This is a genomic window from Rhizobium sp. AN6A (genome assembly GCF_900215635.1).
Classification (GTDB): Bacteria; Pseudomonadota; Alphaproteobacteria; order Rhizobiales; family Rhizobiaceae; genus Agrobacterium; species Agrobacterium tumefaciens.
Genome location: NZ_OCNC01000003.1, coordinates 500,909 through 519,623, shown reverse-complemented (window position 1 = coordinate 519,623; position 18,715 = coordinate 500,909). Strand labels below are relative to the sequence as shown.

The window sequence follows — 18,715 nt, the reverse complement described above, 5'->3', positions numbered from 1 at the left end:
CGAGTATGTCTGAAATACGCTCATTTATTGCGGACGATCTCGTGTCCGTGGCTGACATGTTTCACCGTTTTTTGCGGAAGAAAGATGGGGCCGCGACAGATGATCTGACCTCATATTTACGCGCTGTCTTTCTCGAAAATTCAAACATAAATCCGGATATCCACTCCAAGGTCTATGTGCGCGACGATGGGCGCGTGTCTGGATTTCTGGGCGTTTTGCCAGTGGCAATGGAACTTAATGGCCGGAACATACAGGCCGCTGTCTGCTCTTCCTTTGTCGCTGAAGACCGTGAGACCGATCCCTTTGCCGGAGCGCGTTTGCTGCGCGAAGTTTTGGGTGGACCTCAGGAGCTGACATTCGGGGAGACGATCAACGACGTTTCCGCCGATATGTGGAAGACGATGCGCGGCCAGCTGCTCGCCTCCTACAGTCTCGATTGGCTGCGGATTTTACGCCCGGCTTCATTCGGGCTGGAAATAGCCGCTGACCGTTTTTCCAGCACTTTCCGCGCGCTGACGCCGTTCAGCAAGATCATCGACCGCACCATTTCCGCGCGTGGCCATGGGCGAGCATTATCCTATTACGCATCACATCCGGACAAGGTAGACAGCTTTACCGACGAAGACGCGAGCGATGCCGAATTCGCGCGCCTGGCACGGGAACTCGTCGGCCACTTTCCGCTCCATCCCGTTTGGACCGAGGAAAGCCTGTTGCACATGCTCCAACACGCCAAACGCAAACGTCTGCACGGCGAACCAGTCCAGCGGATTGTGAGGGCCCGCGGCGGCAGGGCGGTGGGGCTTTTTCTTTACCACGGCAATCCAACGGGCATCGGCCGGACGCTGCAGATCATGGCCGTGCCCGGGCAGGAGCAGATCGTGATCGACCGGCTGATCCGCAATGCCTATGATCGTGGTCTCGCGGCCATCAGAGGCCGCACCCAGCCAGCACTGCTCCGGGCGATGCTCGGCAAGAAATGCACGTTTCTGCATGCGTCATCCACCATCGTGCATTCGCGCAATGCGGACCTCCTCAAGGCAGCGACGGATGGAACGGCATTTTTCAACGGCTTTTGCGGTGAAAGCTGGACGCGCCTCATCGGTGACAGCTTTGGTCAGGCGGTCAAGTAATGTGCGGAATTGCCGGATTTTACCGACACGACATGCCGGCCGAGCGCGCAAACGAGCGCCTTGCGCTGATGGCGTCGCGCCTTAAGCATCGTGGTCCAGATGCGCATGGAGCCCTGCTGCGCGGCGATGTCGGCCTTGCCCACGCACGGCTGGCGATTGTGGGCATTGCCGATGGCGCGCAGCCGATGCGCACCGTCGAAGACGATCTTGCCATTTCCTTCAACGGCGAAATCTTCAATCACGTCGAACTGCGCGAAACGCTGTCCGCACGCGGCCACCATTTCCGCACCCACTCCGACACCGAAGTCATCCTGCATGACTATCGCGACAAGGGGCTGGATTGCCTCAACGAATTCAACGGCGATTTTGCCTTCGCCCTGCACGACGCCCGCAACGACACGCTGGTGCTTGCGCGTGACCGGATGGGTGTCCGGCCGCTTTATTATACGTGGCATGAAGGTACGTTTTATTTCGCATCCGAGATCGGGGCGCTTCTGGCGTTGCCGGGAATGACGGCCGAGATCGATCCGGTGGCGCTGGATCAGATATTCACCTTCTGGTTCCCGTTGCCGCCGCGCACCGCCTTTCGCGGCATTCATGAATTGCCGCCCGGTCATCTGATGATCCTGCGCGATGGCGCGTCCACGGTACGGCGCTGGTGGCAACTTTCCTATCCTGACGGCCATGACCTGGCGCCGCCGGCAAGCCTTGGCGCGCAGGTGGAAGAGCTGACGGCGCTGCTGGCCGACGCAACGCGGATCAGGCTTCGCGCCGATGTGCCTGTCGGCTCCTATCTGTCCGGCGGGCTCGATTCCTCCCTCGTTTCTGCCCTGGCTGCCGAATGCGTCAGCCGAGGCCTGCGCACATTTTCGCTGGCCTTCGAAAGTGCGGAGCACGACGAAAGTATCTGGCAGAAAACAATGAGCCAGCATCTTGGCGTCGCATCCGAAACCACGGAGTGCTCAACTGCGGACATAGCGCAATACATGCCTGAGGTCATGGAGCACGTGCAGACGCCCATTCTTCGCACAGCGCCGGTGCCGCTTTACCTGCTCTCGCGGCACGTTCGCGAACGGGGCATGAAGGTGGTGCTGACCGGTGAAGGTGCTGATGAGCTGTTCGCCGGCTACGATATTTTCCGCGAAGCGCGGGTACGGCGCTTTTGCAGCCGCCAGCCGCAATCGGCTCGCCGGCCGAAACTGTTCCAGCGGCTTTATCCCTACCTTCCGGGGCTGAAACAGCAGACGCCGGATTATCTCGCACGCTTCTTCTCCTTCGGCGCAGAAGCCACCGACGAGCCGCTGTTTTCCCATCGGCCGCGCTTGCGCTCGACGGCGGCGGCGAAAATCTTCTTTTCAGCGGAATTGAAAGCGCAGCTTGGCGACTACGACGCTGCGGCCGATCTTGCCGCGCAGTTGCCGGAGGATTTCGGCCGCTGGCATCCGCTTCATCAGGCGCAGTACCTCGAGACAGCATTTCTCTTGCCCGGCTATATTCTGTCCAGTCAGGGAGACCGGGTCATGATGGCAAATGGAGTGGAAGGCCGGTTTCCATTCCTCGATCCCCGTGTGGTGGACTTTGCCGCAGCGCTCCATCCCGAGGCGAAACTGCGCGGTCTGAAGGAAAAATATATCCTCAAACAGGCTGCAGCCGAGCTGGTGCCCGATGCGATCTTAAACCGACCCAAGCAGCCCTATCGCGCGCCCGACGCGGAAGCTTTCGCGGATGCCGGCTATCTCGACACCGTACTTTCTACCGGTCAAGTCAGGGCCACCGGCCTGTTCAATGCCCAGGCGGTGGAAAAGCTGACGACAAAGGTGCGGCAAAAACAGGCGACCGGCTTTCGCGACAACGCCGCCTTCGTCGGGATTCTCTCGACCCAGCTTCTGCACGCTGCCACGACCCAGAATTCCAAAATATCATCGCAAAAAATCGAAGGAAGCTCAAAATGACCAATGAAAGCACCGGCATGAAAGCCGAAATTCGCGGTTTCATCATCGAAAACTTTCTGTTCGGTGACGAAAGCCGGCCGTTTGGCGACGATCTTTCGTTGATCGACAATGACATGGTCGATTCCACGGGAATTCTCGAATTGGTGAGCTTCATCGAGGAACGCTACGACGTCCGCGTTGCCGATGGCGATATCGTACCGGCCAATCTCGATACGATCGACAACATCGCGGCCTTCATCGGTCGCAAGCAGACCGCCTGAAATTTCGGGAAGCGCCAATTGCGTATCGACCACTACCTGCATCGAAGTGCGGAGCGCCATGCCGGCAAGACGGCGCTGGTGGCCGGTGAGACGCGCCTGAGTTACGGCGAACTCAAGACGATGAGCGAGGCTTTCGCCACCGCTCTGATAGCGCGAGGCGCGAACCCGGGAGACCGTGTCGTCCTTGTGCTGGACAATGGCTGGCGCATGGCGGTTGCGGTTTTCGGTTGCTGGATGGCGGGCGCCGTTGCCTGCCCCATCAACCCATCGTCCAAGGCCGCGCGCCTTTCGCAAATTCTGGACAGTTGCACGCCCTTTGCGGTGGTTGCCGAGGCCCGGCTGGAGAAGGTCGTTTCGGATGCGGCCGGTTCTTCCCCGTTGTTGCGCATCGTTTGCGGTGCGCCGAACCCAACGGCCGATGGTGTCGATTTTGACGCGATGCTCGAGGAACCGATAGGCGCGCTGCCGCAAAACCTGCCGGATACCGATCTGGCGGTGATCATTTACACATCGGGCTCCACGGGCGAGCCAAAGGGCGTGATGCTGGCGCATGATAACATGCATGCGGCCGTTCGTTCGATTACCTCCTATCTCGACAATAGGACGGAAGATATTCTGCTCGGCGTATTGCCGCTTTCGTTCGGATATGGCCTGAACCAGCTGCTTTCCAGCGTTTTCGTCGGTGGCACGCTGGTAATCGAGAAATCGTTCGCCTATCCGCATCTGATTTTCGAGCGTATCCGCGACGAGCGGATCACGGGCTTCGCGCTGGTACCGACCATGCTGTCCATCATGATGCAGACGCGCGATCTGTCGCCGGCGCTGTTTGAAAGCCTGCGCTACGTCACCGCTGCCGCCGCACCCCTTTCGCCCACCCATAGCGACTGGCTGCGGACCTTTCTGCCGCATGTGCACCTGTTTTGCATGTATGGCCAGACGGAGTGTACCCGTATCAGCTTTCTGCCGCCGGAAGACCTCGACAGGAAGCGCGGTTCTGTCGGCATTGCCATTCCGGGCACCGCCATCGCGGTGGTGAACGAGGACGGAGACAGCCTGTTGCCCGGAGAGGTCGGCGAACTCGTGGTCAGCGGGCCGCACGTCATGCGTGGTTATTGGCGCAACGAGGCTGCCACAGCGCGCGCGCTGCGCGTTGGTGCCGCAACGGGCCGGACGCGTCTTCACACCGGCGACCTGTTTACCTGCGATGCCGAGGGTTATCTCACCTTCGTTGCCCGCAAGGACGATATCATCAAGTCGCGTGGCGAAAAGGTTGCGCCGCAGGCGGTCGAGGCCGTTCTGCAAGCCATGCCAGGCGTCTCGGACGCATTGGTCGTCGGCGTTGCGCATGAGGTTTTCGGTCAGGCGGTGAAGGCGATCGTGATCGCATCCGGCGAGGCGATCACCGCAAAAGACGTCATGCGCTACTGCGCTCTGCACCTCGAAACCCACATGGTGCCAACACTGGTTGAATTTCGCGATTTCCTGCCGACGACGGATACCGGCAAGGTCAGTCGCCGCCTCGCTGCTCAAGATACGGAGAACAATCGATGACGAACAATTCACAGAGCCTGCCTTTCTCGCCGCTTGAACTTGATGCGGCGGCGGAGGTAGAGCGTATCGCCGAAAAAATCCGACAGTCGCTTCGTTTCAACCTGCGCAAGCGCGGGCTGGTGCTCGGCATTTCCGGCGGCATCGACTCCAGCGTCTGCGCCGCACTCGCCGTCCATGCGCTTGGGGCAGCAAATGTTATTGGCTTGTTCATGCCGGAAAACGATTCCGACCCGGAAAGCCTGCGCTTGGGGCAGGCTTTGGCGACGAAGCTGGGTATGGACTGCGTGCTGGAAGATATCGGCCCTTCGCTTGCCGCCATGGGTTGTTATGAAAGGCGCGATGGCTTCATCCGCGAGGTTGTCCCTGAATACGGGCCGGGCTGGGCCTCCAAGGTCGTTTTCGACAACGCCATGAGCACCGGCGCCTATAATATTTCCTCGCTGGTCGTCCGTTCGCCATCGGGCGAAACGCGCAAGGTTCGTCTCTCCGCAAAAGCCTATCTCGGCATCGTTGCGGCAACGAATATGAAGCAGCGCACGCGCAAGCAGTTTGAATATTATCACGCCGACCGCCTGAACTTCGCGGTGCTCGGAACCCCGAACCGGCTGGAGTATGACCAGGGCTTCTTCGTCAAGAACGGCGACGGCGCTGCCGACATCAAGCCGATCGCCCATCTTTACAAATCACAGGTCTATCAACTCGCGGCCCATCTCGGCGTCCCGCAGGAAATCCGCTCCCGCCCGCCGACAACGGATACCTATTCCATGCCCCAGACGCAGGAAGAGTTCTATTTCGCGCTTCCCTACGACAAGATGGATATCTGCCTCTACGGTCTGGAACACGGCATGCCTGCAACCGAGATCGCCACGGCGACCGGGTTGACGGAGGACAATGTCCGGTTCGTCTGGACCGATATCGCCGCCAAGCGAAAGGTCGCGCATTATCTGCACCACGCCCCTATCCATTTCCATGAGGGCGCTCAGGCGAAATCCTGAGATCGTTCCGAGCGGCGCCGGCCTGGGCGATCAGGCTGGCGTATGAAACAAACCTCGATATGAAGATGTAGCCGCGCCCGCCAGCAGAAGAGCTGTAGAAGGGGTATTCGGGCGGCAACTACATTTGGTAATCAAGGCGTTAGGATTGGCAGTGCTTCGCCACCATCAGTTCGCTGCGAATTCACACGCCAACAGTGTCTTGTCGCCAAGTGCCGCACCTTCGCGCGCCACAATCGAGACTTTTCCCGGTCCAGCCAGACCTTCAGGCGGCTGCTGGTCTTGCGGAAGCTGCCGGGCATAACCCTTGCTCGATGTACCCATCAGGTCTGAGGTTTCCGGTTTCAAATCATATTTCGCTGCCAGAGCATCGGCACGCTGGCCCTTGATCAAAACACCGACTGCACCGTTGGCGAAGAAGACTTCGTCACTTTCAAACCCATCGCGGCCGATCTGGCTCGGAAGCTTGTAGATAGCCGCACCCAAAGACGATGTATCGGCCTTTGCAAGCTTTTCGGCGGCATTATAAATTTCGGTCGCCGATGTCATCGAATAGGGCGGATTGCACAGGGCCGCATCATAGAATGCGGGATCGATTTCGGCAGCCAAAGCGCTACCGGCATGAAGCGCAGTAATGGCTACGGACATTACGACGGTGCCGCGAAGGAAAGGTGTGAATGCAAACATTGGCGTCCCTTAGAATTTGCCTGTCGTCCGTTTGAAGAGATTGCGTCAGGCTTTGCCATTCCTTGGAGCACCATAATTTACGCCCTGTCGATATCCACGAAGCTTTTTCCCCAGCTCGCCAGAACAAAACTCGTCATCCAACCGCAAGGAAAGCGGGGCGGAAGACGGTATTTCCATAGCGGGAATGAAAATACTCTGTTTGTCGCTAGCCAGGCCGATTCACGGCAGTCTGGCCTGGTCGCGTTGCAGTCCCGCTTTATGCGGCAGCGCCAAGAAGTTCCGCCTGACGACGGATCGCAGTCTCGATCACATGCCACAGTGTTTCCGCAGCGGAGCGCATGCCGAGGATGGCAAGGCGGTCCGGCGCGCGCCGGATGACGAAAACGCTCATATGTTCCATGCCTGTGCGCGTGGCGGCCCCTTGCCCGAATGCCGAGGGATCGAGGTTCACCAGCTTCTGCATGAGCGCGACAATCGGCGCCTCGCCTGCGTCGCTCTCGATTTCGAAGGCGACGAAGCCATCGGTCTGTTCCGTCACGGAACAGGAAGGGCAAAGGCTCGTGAGTTCTGCGGCGAAATCCGTTTCGGCCCGGTCTGCGGCCTCAATCAGCCATTGGCCCGGCCCCGTCCAAAAAGCTGAAACCGGGCCTTGCTGGACCCATTTTCCGGGACCCGGCAAGGTGAGGTCAAAGGGCACCGGTTCTTTGACGTTGCGGCGCAGGCTGAGCGATGCGAGGGCAAGCCCCGAATTTTCCTCAAGTCGCAGCGTGCCATGGCGGGCGCGCCGCGAAGTTTGCGCGCCGAGTGCGGTTGTCGGCTTCAAATCAGGCACGGAGTCTCTCTCCCTCAGGGTCGATGAAATGGGGCGAGACCACACGCAATTCGACCGACTGTCCCTGCAAGGGGTTGGCCGCGACGATGATCTCTCCGATACGGTTTGCACCATCGGCAAGGAAACCAAGACCGATGCTGAAACCGAGGTTAGGCGAATAGCAGGCGGATGTGATCCAGCCTTGATCGGTCTCAGTATTCTGGCTGGCGCCGCGGGTAAACAGATGTGAACCTGACACCACAGGGTCCGTTGCCGCAAGCGGCTGCAGGCCGACGAGCACCCGGCTTTCGCCGACAAGCCCTTCGCGGCGAGTCATGACGGTACCAATCGCGTCTTTCTTGGCCGAAACCATCCTGCCCATGCCCAGCATCTGCGCCGTCGTCTGGCCGTTCAACTCGTTTCCGGCAGCATGGCCTTTTTCGATACGCATGACACCAAGCGCTTCCGTCCCGTAGGCGGTGGCTCCAAGATCCGCGCCGATCTCCATCAGCCGGGACATCAGGGCATTACCGTAGCGGGCGGGGACTGCAATCTCGTAAGCAAGTTCCCCTGAAAACGAGATCCGGAACAGCCGTGCTCGCAATCCCGCGCAAACCGTCAGTTCGGCGCAGGCCATGAAGGGAAAGGCTGTCTTGGAAAGGTCGAAACCATCGACAATGCGTTCGATAAGGCGGCGGGCGTTCGGACCGGCGACTGCGAGCTGTGCCCAGGCATCCGTTGCCGAGATCAATTGCACATCCAATTCCGGCCACAGGCATTGGCGGGCGAATTCCATGTGACGATAGACCGGGCCGGCCTGGGCCGTGGTCGTGGTGACGATATAATGATCCTCACCCAGACGTGCACAGGTGCCGTCATCATAGGCATGGCCGTCTTCCCGCAGCATCAGGCCGTAACGGACCATGCCGACCTTGAGGCTCTTCATTGCATTGCAGTAGAGACGATCGAGAAATTCAGCCGCATCGGCGCCCTGAACATCCACCTTGCCAAGCGTCGTCACATCGCAGATGCCGACGCCTTTTCGGGTGGCCAGGACCTCGCGGTCGACGGATTGCCGCCAATGGGTCTCCCCGGCTTGAGGGAAATATTGGGCACGCATCCATTGACCGACTTCGACGAAAACAGCGCCATGCGCTTCAGCCCAGGCATGGCTGGGTGTCAGGCGGCGCGGACGGAAATGTGCGCCGGTGTCGCCGCCGCCAAGTACCGCCATTGAAACCGGTGTATAGGGGGGGCGAAAAATCGTCGTACCCGTATCCGGTATCGATTTGCCCGTCAGTTCGGACATGATTGCTAAAGCGGTGGCATTGGATGTCTTGCCCTGGTCAGTTGCCATACCAAGCGTCGTCCAGCGCTTGAGATGCTCGATGGGCCGCATGTTTTCCTGATGGGCGAGCTTGATGTCCTTGACTGTGACATCGTTCTGGAAATCGACCCAGGCTCGCCCTTTCCCCGGCACATGCCACAGGGGCTTGATGCCGATTTCCGCATCCTCGGCCTCCGGCAGGGCTGGCCTGGATGCGGCAATCCCTATTTGCTCCAGAGCCGTTATGGCAGCGGATGCACCGGAGATCAACGCCGCCCCCGTGCTGCCTTTACCGGCCGCCGCCCCCGCAACGAGCATATGCGAGGGTACGTCGCCGGGCAGGAATGCCTGTAGCCCGTCATCCCAGAACGGGCGACCGCGCTGATGCGAGGTAAGATGAACATTGGGGTTCCAGCCCCCGGAGATACCAAGCGCACCGCAATCGATGGTTTCGTCATAGCCACCCTTGCGGACATCGATGGAAACCAGCCCCAGCCTGCCTTTGCTGCCGGTAACTGTCGCCCCTGCAATCAGGCGGTATTCCGCAAGCGCCCGCGCATCAGGGCGCGGATCGATGACTGCGGCGATCTCGACGCCTTTCGCAGCCAGGTCGACAGCGGTCCGATGGCCGTCATCGTTATTGGTGAAGATTACGACCCTGCCTGCCGGACTGACAGCCCAGCGGTTGGCATAGGCACGCAGCGAACCGGCAAGCATGATCCCCGGCCGGTCGTTATTTTTAAACGGGATATGCCTCTCTGTTGCCCCGGCGGCAAGCATCGTGCGCTTTGCAGTGATGCGCCAGAGGGACTGGCGTACGCCCTTGGGTGCGGCAAGATGGTCGGAAACCCGCTCGACCGCACCGAATATGCCATGGTCGAATGAGCCGAAAACCGTGGTGCGGCGCATGACGCGCAGGTTCGGCAGGGTTGAAAACTCCGCCTCGAGCGTCGCGATCCAGTCGGTTGCAGGGGCGCCGTCGAGCAGGTGGCTCTCTGCAAGCAGGCGACCTCCGAGGCGATTGTCCTCGTCCGCCAGAATAACCTTGGCACCGGCACGCGCCGCGGTCAGGGCAGCAGCCAAACCGGCCGCTCCGGCGCCGATGACCAGAAGATCGCAGTGAAGGAACCCCTTGTCGTAACTGTCGGGGTCCGGTTTCATCGACAGGCTTCCAAGTCCCGCAGCCTTGCGAATGGCGGGCTCATAGAGCTTTTCCCAGAACGCCTTCGGCCACATGAACGTCTTGTAGTAAAAGCCTGCGGTCAGGAAATCGGCAAACAGGTCATTGATCGCAAGGGCATCGAAAGACAGGGACGGCCAGCGGTTCTGGCTTTTCGCCTCCAGCCCGTCGAACAGTTCGACCGTCGTGGCGCGGGTATTAGGCTCCAGCCGCGATCCTGTGCGCAATTCGACCAGCGCATTCGGCTCTTCTGAGCCGGCAGAGATCACGCCTCTGGGGCGATGATATTTGAAGCTGCGCCCCATCAGGCGGACATCGTTTGCCAGAAGTGCAGAGGCGAGCGTGTCGCCAGGATGCCCCTGATAATTCTTTCCATCGAAGGTGAAATGCAGCACCTTGCTGCGGTCGATCAAGCCGTCCTTCAGTCTCATGCTTCATCTGCCTTCTGACGGAGCGCTACCTCGTTTGCGAGTTCCGCTCCGAGGATTTCATGGGTGACGGTGTTTCGCGTGACCACGAGCCAGCTGCGATCACCCTGTTCGTGAAACCACAGTTCCCGATGCAGGCCGGCGGGATTGTCGCGCAGATAGACATAATCGTTGAAGTCTTTCGCAGCGCTCTCGGCCATTCCGTCCGGGCGACGCAACAGGGCGGCATCGCCGAGATAGGTGAATTCCTGAGCGTCGCGCGGCCCGAGCAGTGGGTGAGGGATCAGCATTGTTCAAGCCTCAGTGAAGGTTCGGTTGGGCACCGGCGCCCTTTTCGTCGATGACATAGCCCTTTTCAAACCGGTCGAGGCGGTAGGCCTTGGCCGTATCATGCGGGGTATCGGTGGCCAGCAGATGCGCGAATGCATAGCCGCTGGCCGGCGTCGCCTTGAAGCCGCCGTAACACCAGCCGGCATTGAGATAGAGGCCCTTCACCGGCGTGTGGTCGATGATCGGTGAACCGTCCATCGACATATCCATGATGCCGCCCCAGATGCGCAGCAGGCGCGCCCGGCCGATCATCGGCATCAGCGCCATGCCGCCCTCGGCGACATCTTCGATCACGGGCAGATTGCCGCGCTGGGCATAGGAATTATAGCCGTCGATATCGCCACCGAAGACCAGGCCACCCTTGTCGGACTGGCTGACGTAGAAATGGCCTGCTCCGAAGGTTATGACGCCGGGTATGGTCGGCTTCAGCCCTTCCGAAACGAAGGCTTGCAGCACATGGCTTTCAATCGGCAGACGCATGCTCGCCATGGCCATAACACGGCCGGTCGATCCCGCCACGGCGACGCCGACCTTTCCGGCACCGATGTAGCCACGGCTGGTTTCCACGCCCTTGATCGTTCCATCCTCGATGCGAAATCCCTGGACTTCGCAGTTCTGGATAAGATCGACCCCTGCCAGATCGGCGCCACGCGCATAACCCCAGGCAACGCCATCGTGGCGGGCAGTTCCAGCGCGGCGCTGGTAAAGACCGCCCTTGATCGGAAAGCGTGCATTGTCGAAATTGAGAAACGGGATCATGGCGCGGAGATCGTCTTGTGCCAGCAACTGGGCATCCGCACCGGCCAGCAGCATGGCGTTGCCGCGACGGCGGTAGGCGTCGCGCTGGGCGTCGGTGTGGAACAGGTTCACAATGCCGCGCTGGCTTACCATCGCATTGAAATTGAACTCCTGTTCAAGCCCTTCCCAGAGTTTCATCGAAAACTCGTAGAATGGCTCGTTTCCGGGCAGCAGATAGTTTGACCGGATGATCGTGGTGTTGCGCCCGATGTTTCCCGATCCCAGCCAGCCTTTTTCCAGAACGGCGATCCGGGACTTGGAGAACGTTTTGGCTAGATAATAGGCCGTTGCAAGCCCATGTCCGCCACCGCCGACGATGATGAAGTCGTAATGAGGCTGCGGATCGGGGTTCCGCCACAGAGGGCGCCAGCCCTTGTGGCCGGTCAGGGCCTGTTTGAAAACCTGGAGAGCCGAATAGCGCAAATCTGTGTTCCTCGAAAACAGGGCGGTTGTACAATTTTATAGCGCGATACCGCACGATTTTTTTATCCGTGACGGACGCATTATTGTCCAATTTGGCCAAGTCGGCTAAGCTGCCCTGGGGATTGTCTTGGAGCAGGTCATGCACGCCGAAGGTTCGATGTCGATCGGGTTCATACTCATTGAGGGTTATGCGCTGATGTCGTTGGCTGCGGCGGTTGAGCCGCTGCGCGCGGCCAATCACCTTGCCGGCAAAACGCTCTACCATTGCCGGTTTTACTCGGCGAATGGCGGGTTTGGCGCATCCACGTCAGGCGGAGGTTTCGACACCGCGCCCGTTTCGCAGGCTTTGTCGGAGAAGCTGGATCTGGTCTTCATCGTCGCGGGCGGAAATCCCATGCTTTATGAAGATCCGGCACTTGTGCGCAACCTGCGTACGCTCAACCAGCGGGGTGTGAAGCTAGGAGGCATTTCCGGCGGCGCGGCGATCCTTGCCAAATCCGGTCTGATGACGGGCAGACGTTTTACCGTTCACTGGACCCACATCGATCCGCTTAGTGAATATGCCAGCGATCTCCTGATCGAGCGTGCGCTCTACGTCATCGATCGCGATCGCTACACTTGCGCGGGCGGCGTTGCCGCCATTGACATGATGGGAGCTTTTATTGCGAAAGACCATGGTTCTGCCTTCGCGCGTGATGTCAGCGAATGGTTCATACATCCGCGTTTGAGACCGGCCGATGAGCCTCAGTTGGGCCGCGCCGGGCAACGTTTCAACGTCCACCACCCAGTACTCGAAGCTGCCATTGAACTCATGACGACCCATGTTGCGGATCCCCTGTCGCCGGAGCAGCTGGCGCAATTGTGCGGCAGCAGTATTCGCCAGCTCCACCGCCTGTTTTCCAGCCATTTCGACCAGTCCATGATGTATTTTTACCGCGGTCTTCGGCTGGCAAAGGCGGATGAGCTGCTGCAGCAGACCTCGCTTTCGATCGTTGACGTGGCCTTGCTGACAGGGTTCTCGACCGCTGCCCATTTCACCCGTTGCTACACCCAGAAATACGCCGTCCCGCCCAGCAGAAGGCGTCGTGCCGGGAGAGATTTCGAGCAGCCGTCCGATGGTACCTGACGCCCTACCGGAACAGCGCGCGGTTTTTGCGATGACACTTCGGCAGGCCGTGCGTCATGCCTGACGTGAAAGGGCCGTTTCGCGCTCCGCATCATGGATCAAGCCCATGATACTCTCGCTCATATCGGCATAGACGCCATTGTTTTCGACCGCGCCTTTAACTCTATAGCGGTCCATGACGACGATTCGGTCGGCAAGTGCCACCATTTCCGGCATGTCGCTGGTAATGACGAGAATGGCGGTGCCGCCGTCTGCAAGCTCGCGCAGCAGATCATGCAGATAGGCCTTGGTCTTGATGTCGATGCCAACAGAAGGTTCGTCTACAATCAGCAGCTTGACGTCGGCGGCAAGCCACTTGGCGACACTGATCTTCTGCTGGTTGCCACCGGAAAGATTGCCCACGGTCTGGTTTAGGCTCGGCGTCTTCACCTCAAGTTTCTGCAGGAAAGGGGTGACCGCCGCACGGATGCGGCTGTCGGAAAGCACGCCGAATGCGTTTGAGAGCTTGCGCCAGATGGGAACGCCCGCATTGGCGAGAACGGAATGCTGGAGAATGAGGCCGTCACCCTTGCGGTCCTCGCTGACATAACCAACGCCGTATTCGTGGATGGCTTCGGCAACGGAGCGGATGCGGGCCGGGCGATCTTCGATCCGGACTTCGCCTTCCGTGACGGCGAATTTGCCCATGATCGATTTTGCCAATTCGGTGCGCCCAGCGCCCACCAGCCCGTAAAGGCCGACGATTTCACCCTTGCGCACGGAAAGACTGATATCGCGATGGCCGATTGCGGTAGAAACACCTTTGAGTTCAAGCACCAACGGATTGTGCTCGACCGCGCGTTTGCGCCAGCCACCGCCGCCTTCGGCACGGCCAATCATCAGGCGCACCAGGTCCTGGCGTCCGAGACCTTCCATCGACCGGCTTTCGCAGGCGTTTTCGCCATCCCGCAGCACCGTCACCCGGTCGCAAATGTCGAGAACCTCCTCCAGCTTGTGGCTGACGAAGACGAGGCTTGCGCCATCATCGCGCAGGCGGCGCAGAATGCGGAAGAGGTTGTCCGTTTCGCTCGGGGTCAGCGATGTCGTGGGTTCGTCGAGCAAAAGAACCCGGCTTTGCAGGGAAAGCGCCTTGGCAATTTCCACGAGCTGCATTTGCGCAACGGAAAGCTCGGATACCGGCATCGCCGGATCGACTTCCAGATTGAGAGCCTGCAGCCAGCGGCGTGCGTCGCGGTTCAGCGCGGCGTAGTCGATGGGTTTGAGATAGTGCGCCCCGAGCTTTTCCATGTGGATATTCTCGGCAATCGAGAAACGCGGGATGAGGTTGCGTTCCTGATGGACGACACCGATGCCGCGGGCAATGGCCTCGCGCGGGTTGCCGAAGCGCACTTCCTGCCCATCGACAAGGATCTGGCCGCTGCTCTGATGGTGGACGCCGGTAATGACCTTGATCAACGTCGATTTTCCGGCGCCATTTTCACCGAGCAATGCGTGGATCGATCCCGGCTCCAGCGAGAGATTGACGCCCTTGAGCGCCCGAACGCCGGGAAACACTTTCTCGATGTTGCGCGCCTGAAAAACAGGTTGCTTGTCCATGATGTCAGGCCTTTCCTGTCTTTTTGCCGAGATGCGTTTCGCGCAGGCGGTTGATGCCAACGGCGGCGAGGATCATTGCGCCGAGCATCACCTGCACGAGGAACGGATCGATGGAGAACAGCACCAGTGCCTGCGTGATGATGGCGACGATGACGACGCCGAGCAGGGTCGCCCCCACGCTGACATGCCCGCCAGCCAGTACGGCGCCGCCGATAACGGGTGCGGCAAAGGACAGGATGAGCCAGTCGTCACCAATGGAAGGCTGGCCGATCTGCAGGCGGGACACGAGCAGAATGCCGGCGACCGACGCCAGAAGGCCGGAAATGCCGTGCGCCACAATCATTGTCGTGCGGATCGAAATGCCGGAAAGCTCTGCCGCATGGCTGTTGCCGCCAATGGCAAGGATGAAGCGGCCTATCGGCCGGCGGCGCAGCATGAACCACAGCGCGAATGCAATGATGATGGTGGGTGCTGCGAGCCACGGAACCGGGCCGACGAGCAGCGCCGAGCCGAAGGCTTTTACCGATTCCGGCACGCCGTAGAACGGCTCCGCCCGGGTGATGCCAAGGTTGATACCCTTGTAGATCGACAGCGTCGCCAGTGTGATGACGAAGGCGGAAATGCCGGTGATGGCAATCAGCAGACCGCTGAGCATGCCGCAGAGAACACCGATCAGCACCGCGGCAATGGCGGCCACCGGTGCCGGAAGCCCCCAGACCTGCATCAGTCCCGCAAAGGAGATTGCAGCCAGTCCGCCGATTGCGCCCACGGACAGGTTCATCTGGCCAATGGCAATGATGATCATCTGGGAAAAGGCGATGAGCGCATTGACCGCGATTGCAAGAAGCAGAATCTGGATGTTGAAGGAAGAGAGGAAGTTGGGGCTGAAGCCGCGGATAAGCGCGATTGCCAGCACCGTGACCAATAGGGGGCCGAACCAGTCGGTTCGGGCAAGGCGTAGAAGGGTGTTGTCGGTCGTCATCGTCCAGTCCTCAAGCCAGGTTGCGTCGGGCGAGATAGCTTCGCCGCGCCTTGTCCATCAAAACCGCGAGCAACAGCAGCAGGCCGAGAAATGTCTGGACCCAGAATTCACCGAGCTGAAGCAGCAGCAGGCCACTGGTGAGCATGGTGACCAAAAGTGCGCCAAGACAGGTTCCGAGCACCGAAACCTTGCCGCCCTGCAAAAGCGTGCCACCGAGAACCGGGCCGAGAAAAGCTGGCAGAAGCCAGTCCTGCCCAAGCTGGCCTGCCATGGAAGGGATGGCGGCGCCCGTGCGCGTCACCAGCATCAGGGCGGCCAGTGCTGCAAGCAGGCCCGACAGCATGTGACAGGCAATGAAGATACGGTCGACCCGAATGCCGGAAAGTTCCGCCGCTTCCGGGCGTGCGCCTGCCGCCAGCATTTCGCGGCCAAGAACGGTGCGCCGGTATAGAAAGGACAGGGCAAGAGCAGTTGCGAGCGTGACGAGAAGCAGCGGCGAGAAATAGGTCGCGAGCTTCATTTTTCCGAAGGCTGCGAAGATCGGCGGTAGGCCACGGTAGGCCTCGGCGCGCGTCAGGAAGATCATCACGCCGAAAAAGATGCTCATGGTGGCAAGCGTGATGATGAAGCTGTGCAGCCCCGTGCGGATCACGGTCCAGCCATTGACGAAACCGAGCGCCGCGCCGGTGGCGAGACCGCCAATGAGGGCGAGCGGCCACGGCACGCCAAGCACCTCGATCAGATAACCGCAGGCCATGGCCGCCGAGACGCCGATCGCTCCAACGGCAAGATTGAGGCCCCCGGTCACGATCACCGCCATCATCGACAGGCCGATCATGATGTTGATCGCGGCACTGCGGCCAAGCGTGAACAGATTGAAAGGCGAAAGGAAGCCGCTGGCCGCGACGCCGAAAATGACGGCGAAGACGACGATCAGCAGAATGAGGCCGAATTCATTGGTCAGAAAAAAGCGGCCTTGCGAAAGGCTGGACCCCATTCGTCTGTCGCCCTCCTGCGAGCCCTTTGTGAGCAAAGTATCGTTCACGGTCATGAAACTGTCCCGGTATTGGTGCGCCCGAAGCGCCTGCGCGGGTCGCCTGGTCATTGCGCTGCGGCCTGAAAGAATATTTTCTGGCGGGGCAGATTGCCGGGCGCGGTCGTTTGCCGCCCGGCAATCGCTCAAGGCATGATTAGTTGCAGCTCAGATAGGTCGTATCGAAGTTGGTGAGCAGCTTTTTGGTCTCGGCGCGCATGGCATCGATGTAGTTGTCCACCTTGGCGGCATCGACATAGGCGGTGCCGGAATCGATGAACTTGGTCGTCAGCGCATTGGATTTGAACGGCGCATCTTCCTTCACCTTGCAGCCGGCCTGAAATTTGCTCAGTGCAAACGCGCCGATATAACCCTGGCCATAGGGGTTCTGAAGCATCGTGCCGTCGACGAAACCGTCCTTGATCGCTTTCAGCACGACTTCGTCGTGGTCGATGCCGACCATGTGGATCCGCTTGTCGCCGATCTTGCGCAGTGCGTTGGAGGCAACGACCGCCGGAACCCAGGCCGTGGTCACGATGCCGTCCACTTCGGAAGCGTGGGCGGCCAGGTAGGCGCTGATCTTTTCTTCCGCCGGTTCCGGCGCGTCGATATCGGCGATGACCTGAACGACCTCGGCGCCGGCTTCGTCAGCGGCCTTTTTCACGGCATCGATACGAAGCTGGGTGTTGGGGTCCACAAGGAAGCCGGTGAAATGGGCGATGCGTTTTTTGCCCGTTCCCATCGCCTTGATCAGCTCCTTGGTGCCGAGATAAGCGGAATTACCGGTGTCGGTACCAAGGCAGAAGGCGGCGGGCGAGGGGTCCTTGAAGCAGCCGGCGCCAGCAATCACATTCGCGCCGTTGCCGGTCAGTTCCTCTGCTGTCGAGACCGCGCCGACGGGATCGCCGGGGAAAATCAGGAAGCCGTTATAACCCTGGCTCAGAAGGCTTTCGAGAAGCTGGTTCTGCTGTGCCAGTTCCCATTTCTGCGGCACCTTATAGTCGGCGCCAGCCAGGCCGAAGTCCTTGGCCGCGTCCTTGCCGGCCTGTTCCCAGGCGGCGAAATAAGGGTGCGGACCGCCCGGAACGAGGGCGATCTTGCTGGCGTCCGCCGCCTGCGCGACACCGCACGCTCCCGCGCCGATGATTGCGGCAGCGACGAGGCTGCGCATGAAATACGTCATGTTTTTCTCCTCCATGAAACGGCCTGCTCCTTAAAAAAAGCGACTGGAACCTCCCTTAATCGCTCTTTCTCCCAACAGCCGACTTGCGTAAGCACCATGGACACTAGTATACTTGTATCCAAGTAGCAATGAGATTTTCACGACGGCCTTTTGAAGGGGAGCGTTCATGACGAAAAACACCACTGCCGGTTTCACTGGGCGCGGCGCTCATCAAGAGGCCCCCGGCTCCGGAATCGAAAGCGTGGAGCTTGTGGTCAATCGTTATGGCTCGGTTGCCGATCAGGTTCATGCGGCGTTGCGTCAGGCGATCGTCGAGGTCCGCCTCGCACCCGGTGCGCCGATCAGTGAAAACTCGATCTGCCGTCAGTTTTCGGTATCGCGCACCCCGGTGCGTGCCGCGATCCAGCGCCTGTCGGAAGAGGGGCTTGTGGACGTCTATCCGCAACTCGGCAGCTTTGTTGCGCCGATCAGGCTTGGCGAAATTCAGGACAGCCATTTTATCCGCCGTTCACTCGAAGTGGCTTTGCTGCGCGAAGTCGCGCCGAAATGGACGAAAGAAATGAGCCGTACGATGCGCGACGTCATCGCCGAGCAGGAAAGAGTGATTGCCGCCAACGACGCATCCGGCTTCTTTCATGCCGACGAGGCGTTTCACCGCCTGCTCGGCACGTTTTCCGGTCGCGAAGGCGTCTGGCAGGCGATCCTTGCCGCCAAGGTGACCCTGTCGCGGTTCCATCGCTATTGGGCAAAGCCGGAACGATTGCCCGCCGTCATCGAAGAGCATCTGGCAGTCGTGGATGCTCTCGACCGTGGCGATGCCGAAGGTGCGGAAAAGGCGCTGGTGACGCATCTGGATATGGTTTTCGTGATCTACGAACAGTTGCCTGAAGAAGAGCGCAAGCATTTGTCCATTTGATAGTGGACGT

16 protein-coding genes are annotated in these 18,715 nt (G+C 59.9%); 7 read left to right on the top strand and 9 right to left on the bottom strand.

Going from position 1 to position 18,715, the window contains the following annotated elements; all coding sequences use genetic code 11:
- Window positions 1-194 precede the first annotated feature (194 nt).
- Genes CRO62_RS06245 through nadE form a run of 5 tightly spaced genes read left to right on the top strand, consistent with a single transcriptional unit; the run spans window position 195 to window position 5,888 of the window.
- On the top strand, window positions 195-1,130 hold the full coding sequence (locus CRO62_RS06245; RefSeq protein ID WP_323455477.1) for a hypothetical protein: 936 nt from the start codon (window positions 195-197) through the stop codon (window positions 1,128-1,130).
- Window positions 1,130-3,082 (top strand): asparagine synthase (glutamine-hydrolyzing), encoded by a 1,953-nt coding sequence (gene asnB / locus CRO62_RS06240; protein WP_097099598.1) that lies wholly within the window; start codon window positions 1,130-1,132, stop codon window positions 3,080-3,082. The genes CRO62_RS06245 and asnB overlap by 1 nt, the downstream gene beginning before the upstream one ends.
- Window positions 3,079-3,342, top strand: a complete 264-nt coding sequence (locus tag CRO62_RS06235; protein WP_097099597.1) for an acyl carrier protein — start codon at window positions 3,079-3,081, stop codon at window positions 3,340-3,342. The genes asnB and CRO62_RS06235 overlap by 4 nt, the downstream gene beginning before the upstream one ends.
- An 18-nt stretch (window positions 3,343-3,360) precedes the next feature.
- A complete protein-coding gene (locus tag CRO62_RS06230; protein WP_097099596.1) occupies window positions 3,361-4,893 on the top strand; it encodes a class I adenylate-forming enzyme family protein in 1,533 nt (510 codons plus the stop codon).
- On the top strand, window positions 4,890-5,888 hold the full coding sequence (gene nadE, locus CRO62_RS06225; protein ID WP_097099595.1) for an NAD(+) synthase: 999 nt from the start codon (window positions 4,890-4,892) through the stop codon (window positions 5,886-5,888). The genes CRO62_RS06230 and nadE overlap by 4 nt, the downstream gene beginning before the upstream one ends.
- Before the next feature lie 165 nt (window positions 5,889-6,053).
- Here the strand turns inward: nadE and CRO62_RS06220 are convergent, their stop codons facing one another.
- The 5 genes from CRO62_RS06220 to CRO62_RS06200 form a co-directional block, all read right to left on the bottom strand.
- Window positions 6,054-6,572, bottom strand: a complete 519-nt coding sequence (locus CRO62_RS06220) for a hypothetical protein (protein WP_097099594.1) — start codon at window positions 6,570-6,572, stop codon at window positions 6,054-6,056.
- A gap of 256 nt (window positions 6,573-6,828) precedes the next feature.
- Entirely contained in the window at window positions 6,829-7,404 is a 576-nt protein-coding gene (locus CRO62_RS06215; RefSeq protein ID WP_097099593.1) for a sarcosine oxidase subunit gamma, read from the bottom strand.
- Window positions 7,397-10,321: a sarcosine oxidase subunit alpha family protein gene (locus CRO62_RS06210; protein WP_097099592.1), complete on the bottom strand. Its 2,925-nt coding sequence runs from the start codon at window positions 10,319-10,321 to the stop codon at window positions 7,397-7,399. The genes CRO62_RS06215 and CRO62_RS06210 overlap by 8 nt, the downstream gene beginning before the upstream one ends.
- On the bottom strand, window positions 10,318-10,608 hold the full coding sequence (locus CRO62_RS06205; RefSeq protein ID WP_003518230.1) for a sarcosine oxidase subunit delta: 291 nt from the start codon (window positions 10,606-10,608) through the stop codon (window positions 10,318-10,320). The genes CRO62_RS06210 and CRO62_RS06205 overlap by 4 nt, the downstream gene beginning before the upstream one ends.
- Window positions 10,609-10,618: 10 nt before the next feature.
- Window positions 10,619-11,869: a sarcosine oxidase subunit beta family protein gene (locus CRO62_RS06200; protein WP_097099591.1), complete on the bottom strand. Its 1,251-nt coding sequence runs from the start codon at window positions 11,867-11,869 to the stop codon at window positions 10,619-10,621.
- A gap of 139 nt (window positions 11,870-12,008) precedes the next feature.
- Here CRO62_RS06200 and CRO62_RS06195 point away from each other — a divergent pair, with 139 nt between their 5' ends.
- Window positions 12,009-12,995 (top strand): GlxA family transcriptional regulator, encoded by a 987-nt coding sequence (locus CRO62_RS06195; RefSeq protein WP_097099590.1) that lies wholly within the window; start codon window positions 12,009-12,011, stop codon window positions 12,993-12,995.
- A gap of 54 nt (window positions 12,996-13,049) precedes the next feature.
- Here the strand turns inward: CRO62_RS06195 and CRO62_RS06190 are convergent, their stop codons facing one another.
- The 4 genes from CRO62_RS06190 to CRO62_RS06175 all read right to left on the bottom strand — a co-directional run bounded on the left by CRO62_RS06190 (window position 13,050) and on the right by CRO62_RS06175 (window position 17,804).
- Window positions 13,050-14,591: a sugar ABC transporter ATP-binding protein gene (locus CRO62_RS06190; RefSeq protein ID WP_097099589.1), complete on the bottom strand. Its 1,542-nt coding sequence runs from the start codon at window positions 14,589-14,591 to the stop codon at window positions 13,050-13,052.
- Window positions 14,592-14,595: 4 nt separating this feature from the next.
- Window positions 14,596-15,573 carry an ABC transporter permease gene (locus tag CRO62_RS06185; RefSeq protein ID WP_097099588.1) on the bottom strand — a complete coding sequence of 326 codons (978 nt, stop codon included), beginning with the start codon at window positions 15,571-15,573 and terminating at the stop codon, window positions 14,596-14,598.
- Between the two features lie 10 nt (window positions 15,574-15,583).
- On the bottom strand, window positions 15,584-16,624 hold the full coding sequence (locus CRO62_RS06180) for an ABC transporter permease (RefSeq protein ID WP_019566870.1): 1,041 nt from the start codon (window positions 16,622-16,624) through the stop codon (window positions 15,584-15,586).
- Window positions 16,625-16,763: 139 nt separating this feature from the next.
- Window positions 16,764-17,804, bottom strand: coding sequence for a sugar ABC transporter substrate-binding protein (locus CRO62_RS06175; protein ID WP_097099587.1), 1,041 nt, complete (start codon window positions 17,802-17,804; stop codon window positions 16,764-16,766).
- A 151-nt stretch (window positions 17,805-17,955) separates the two neighbouring features.
- On the opposite strand from CRO62_RS06175, the gene CRO62_RS06170 reads away from it, so the two are divergent.
- Complete coding sequence (locus CRO62_RS06170; protein ID WP_003518215.1) at window positions 17,956-18,705, top strand: GntR family transcriptional regulator; 750 nt, start codon at window positions 17,956-17,958, stop codon at window positions 18,703-18,705.
- Window positions 18,706-18,715: the final 10 nt, after the last annotated feature.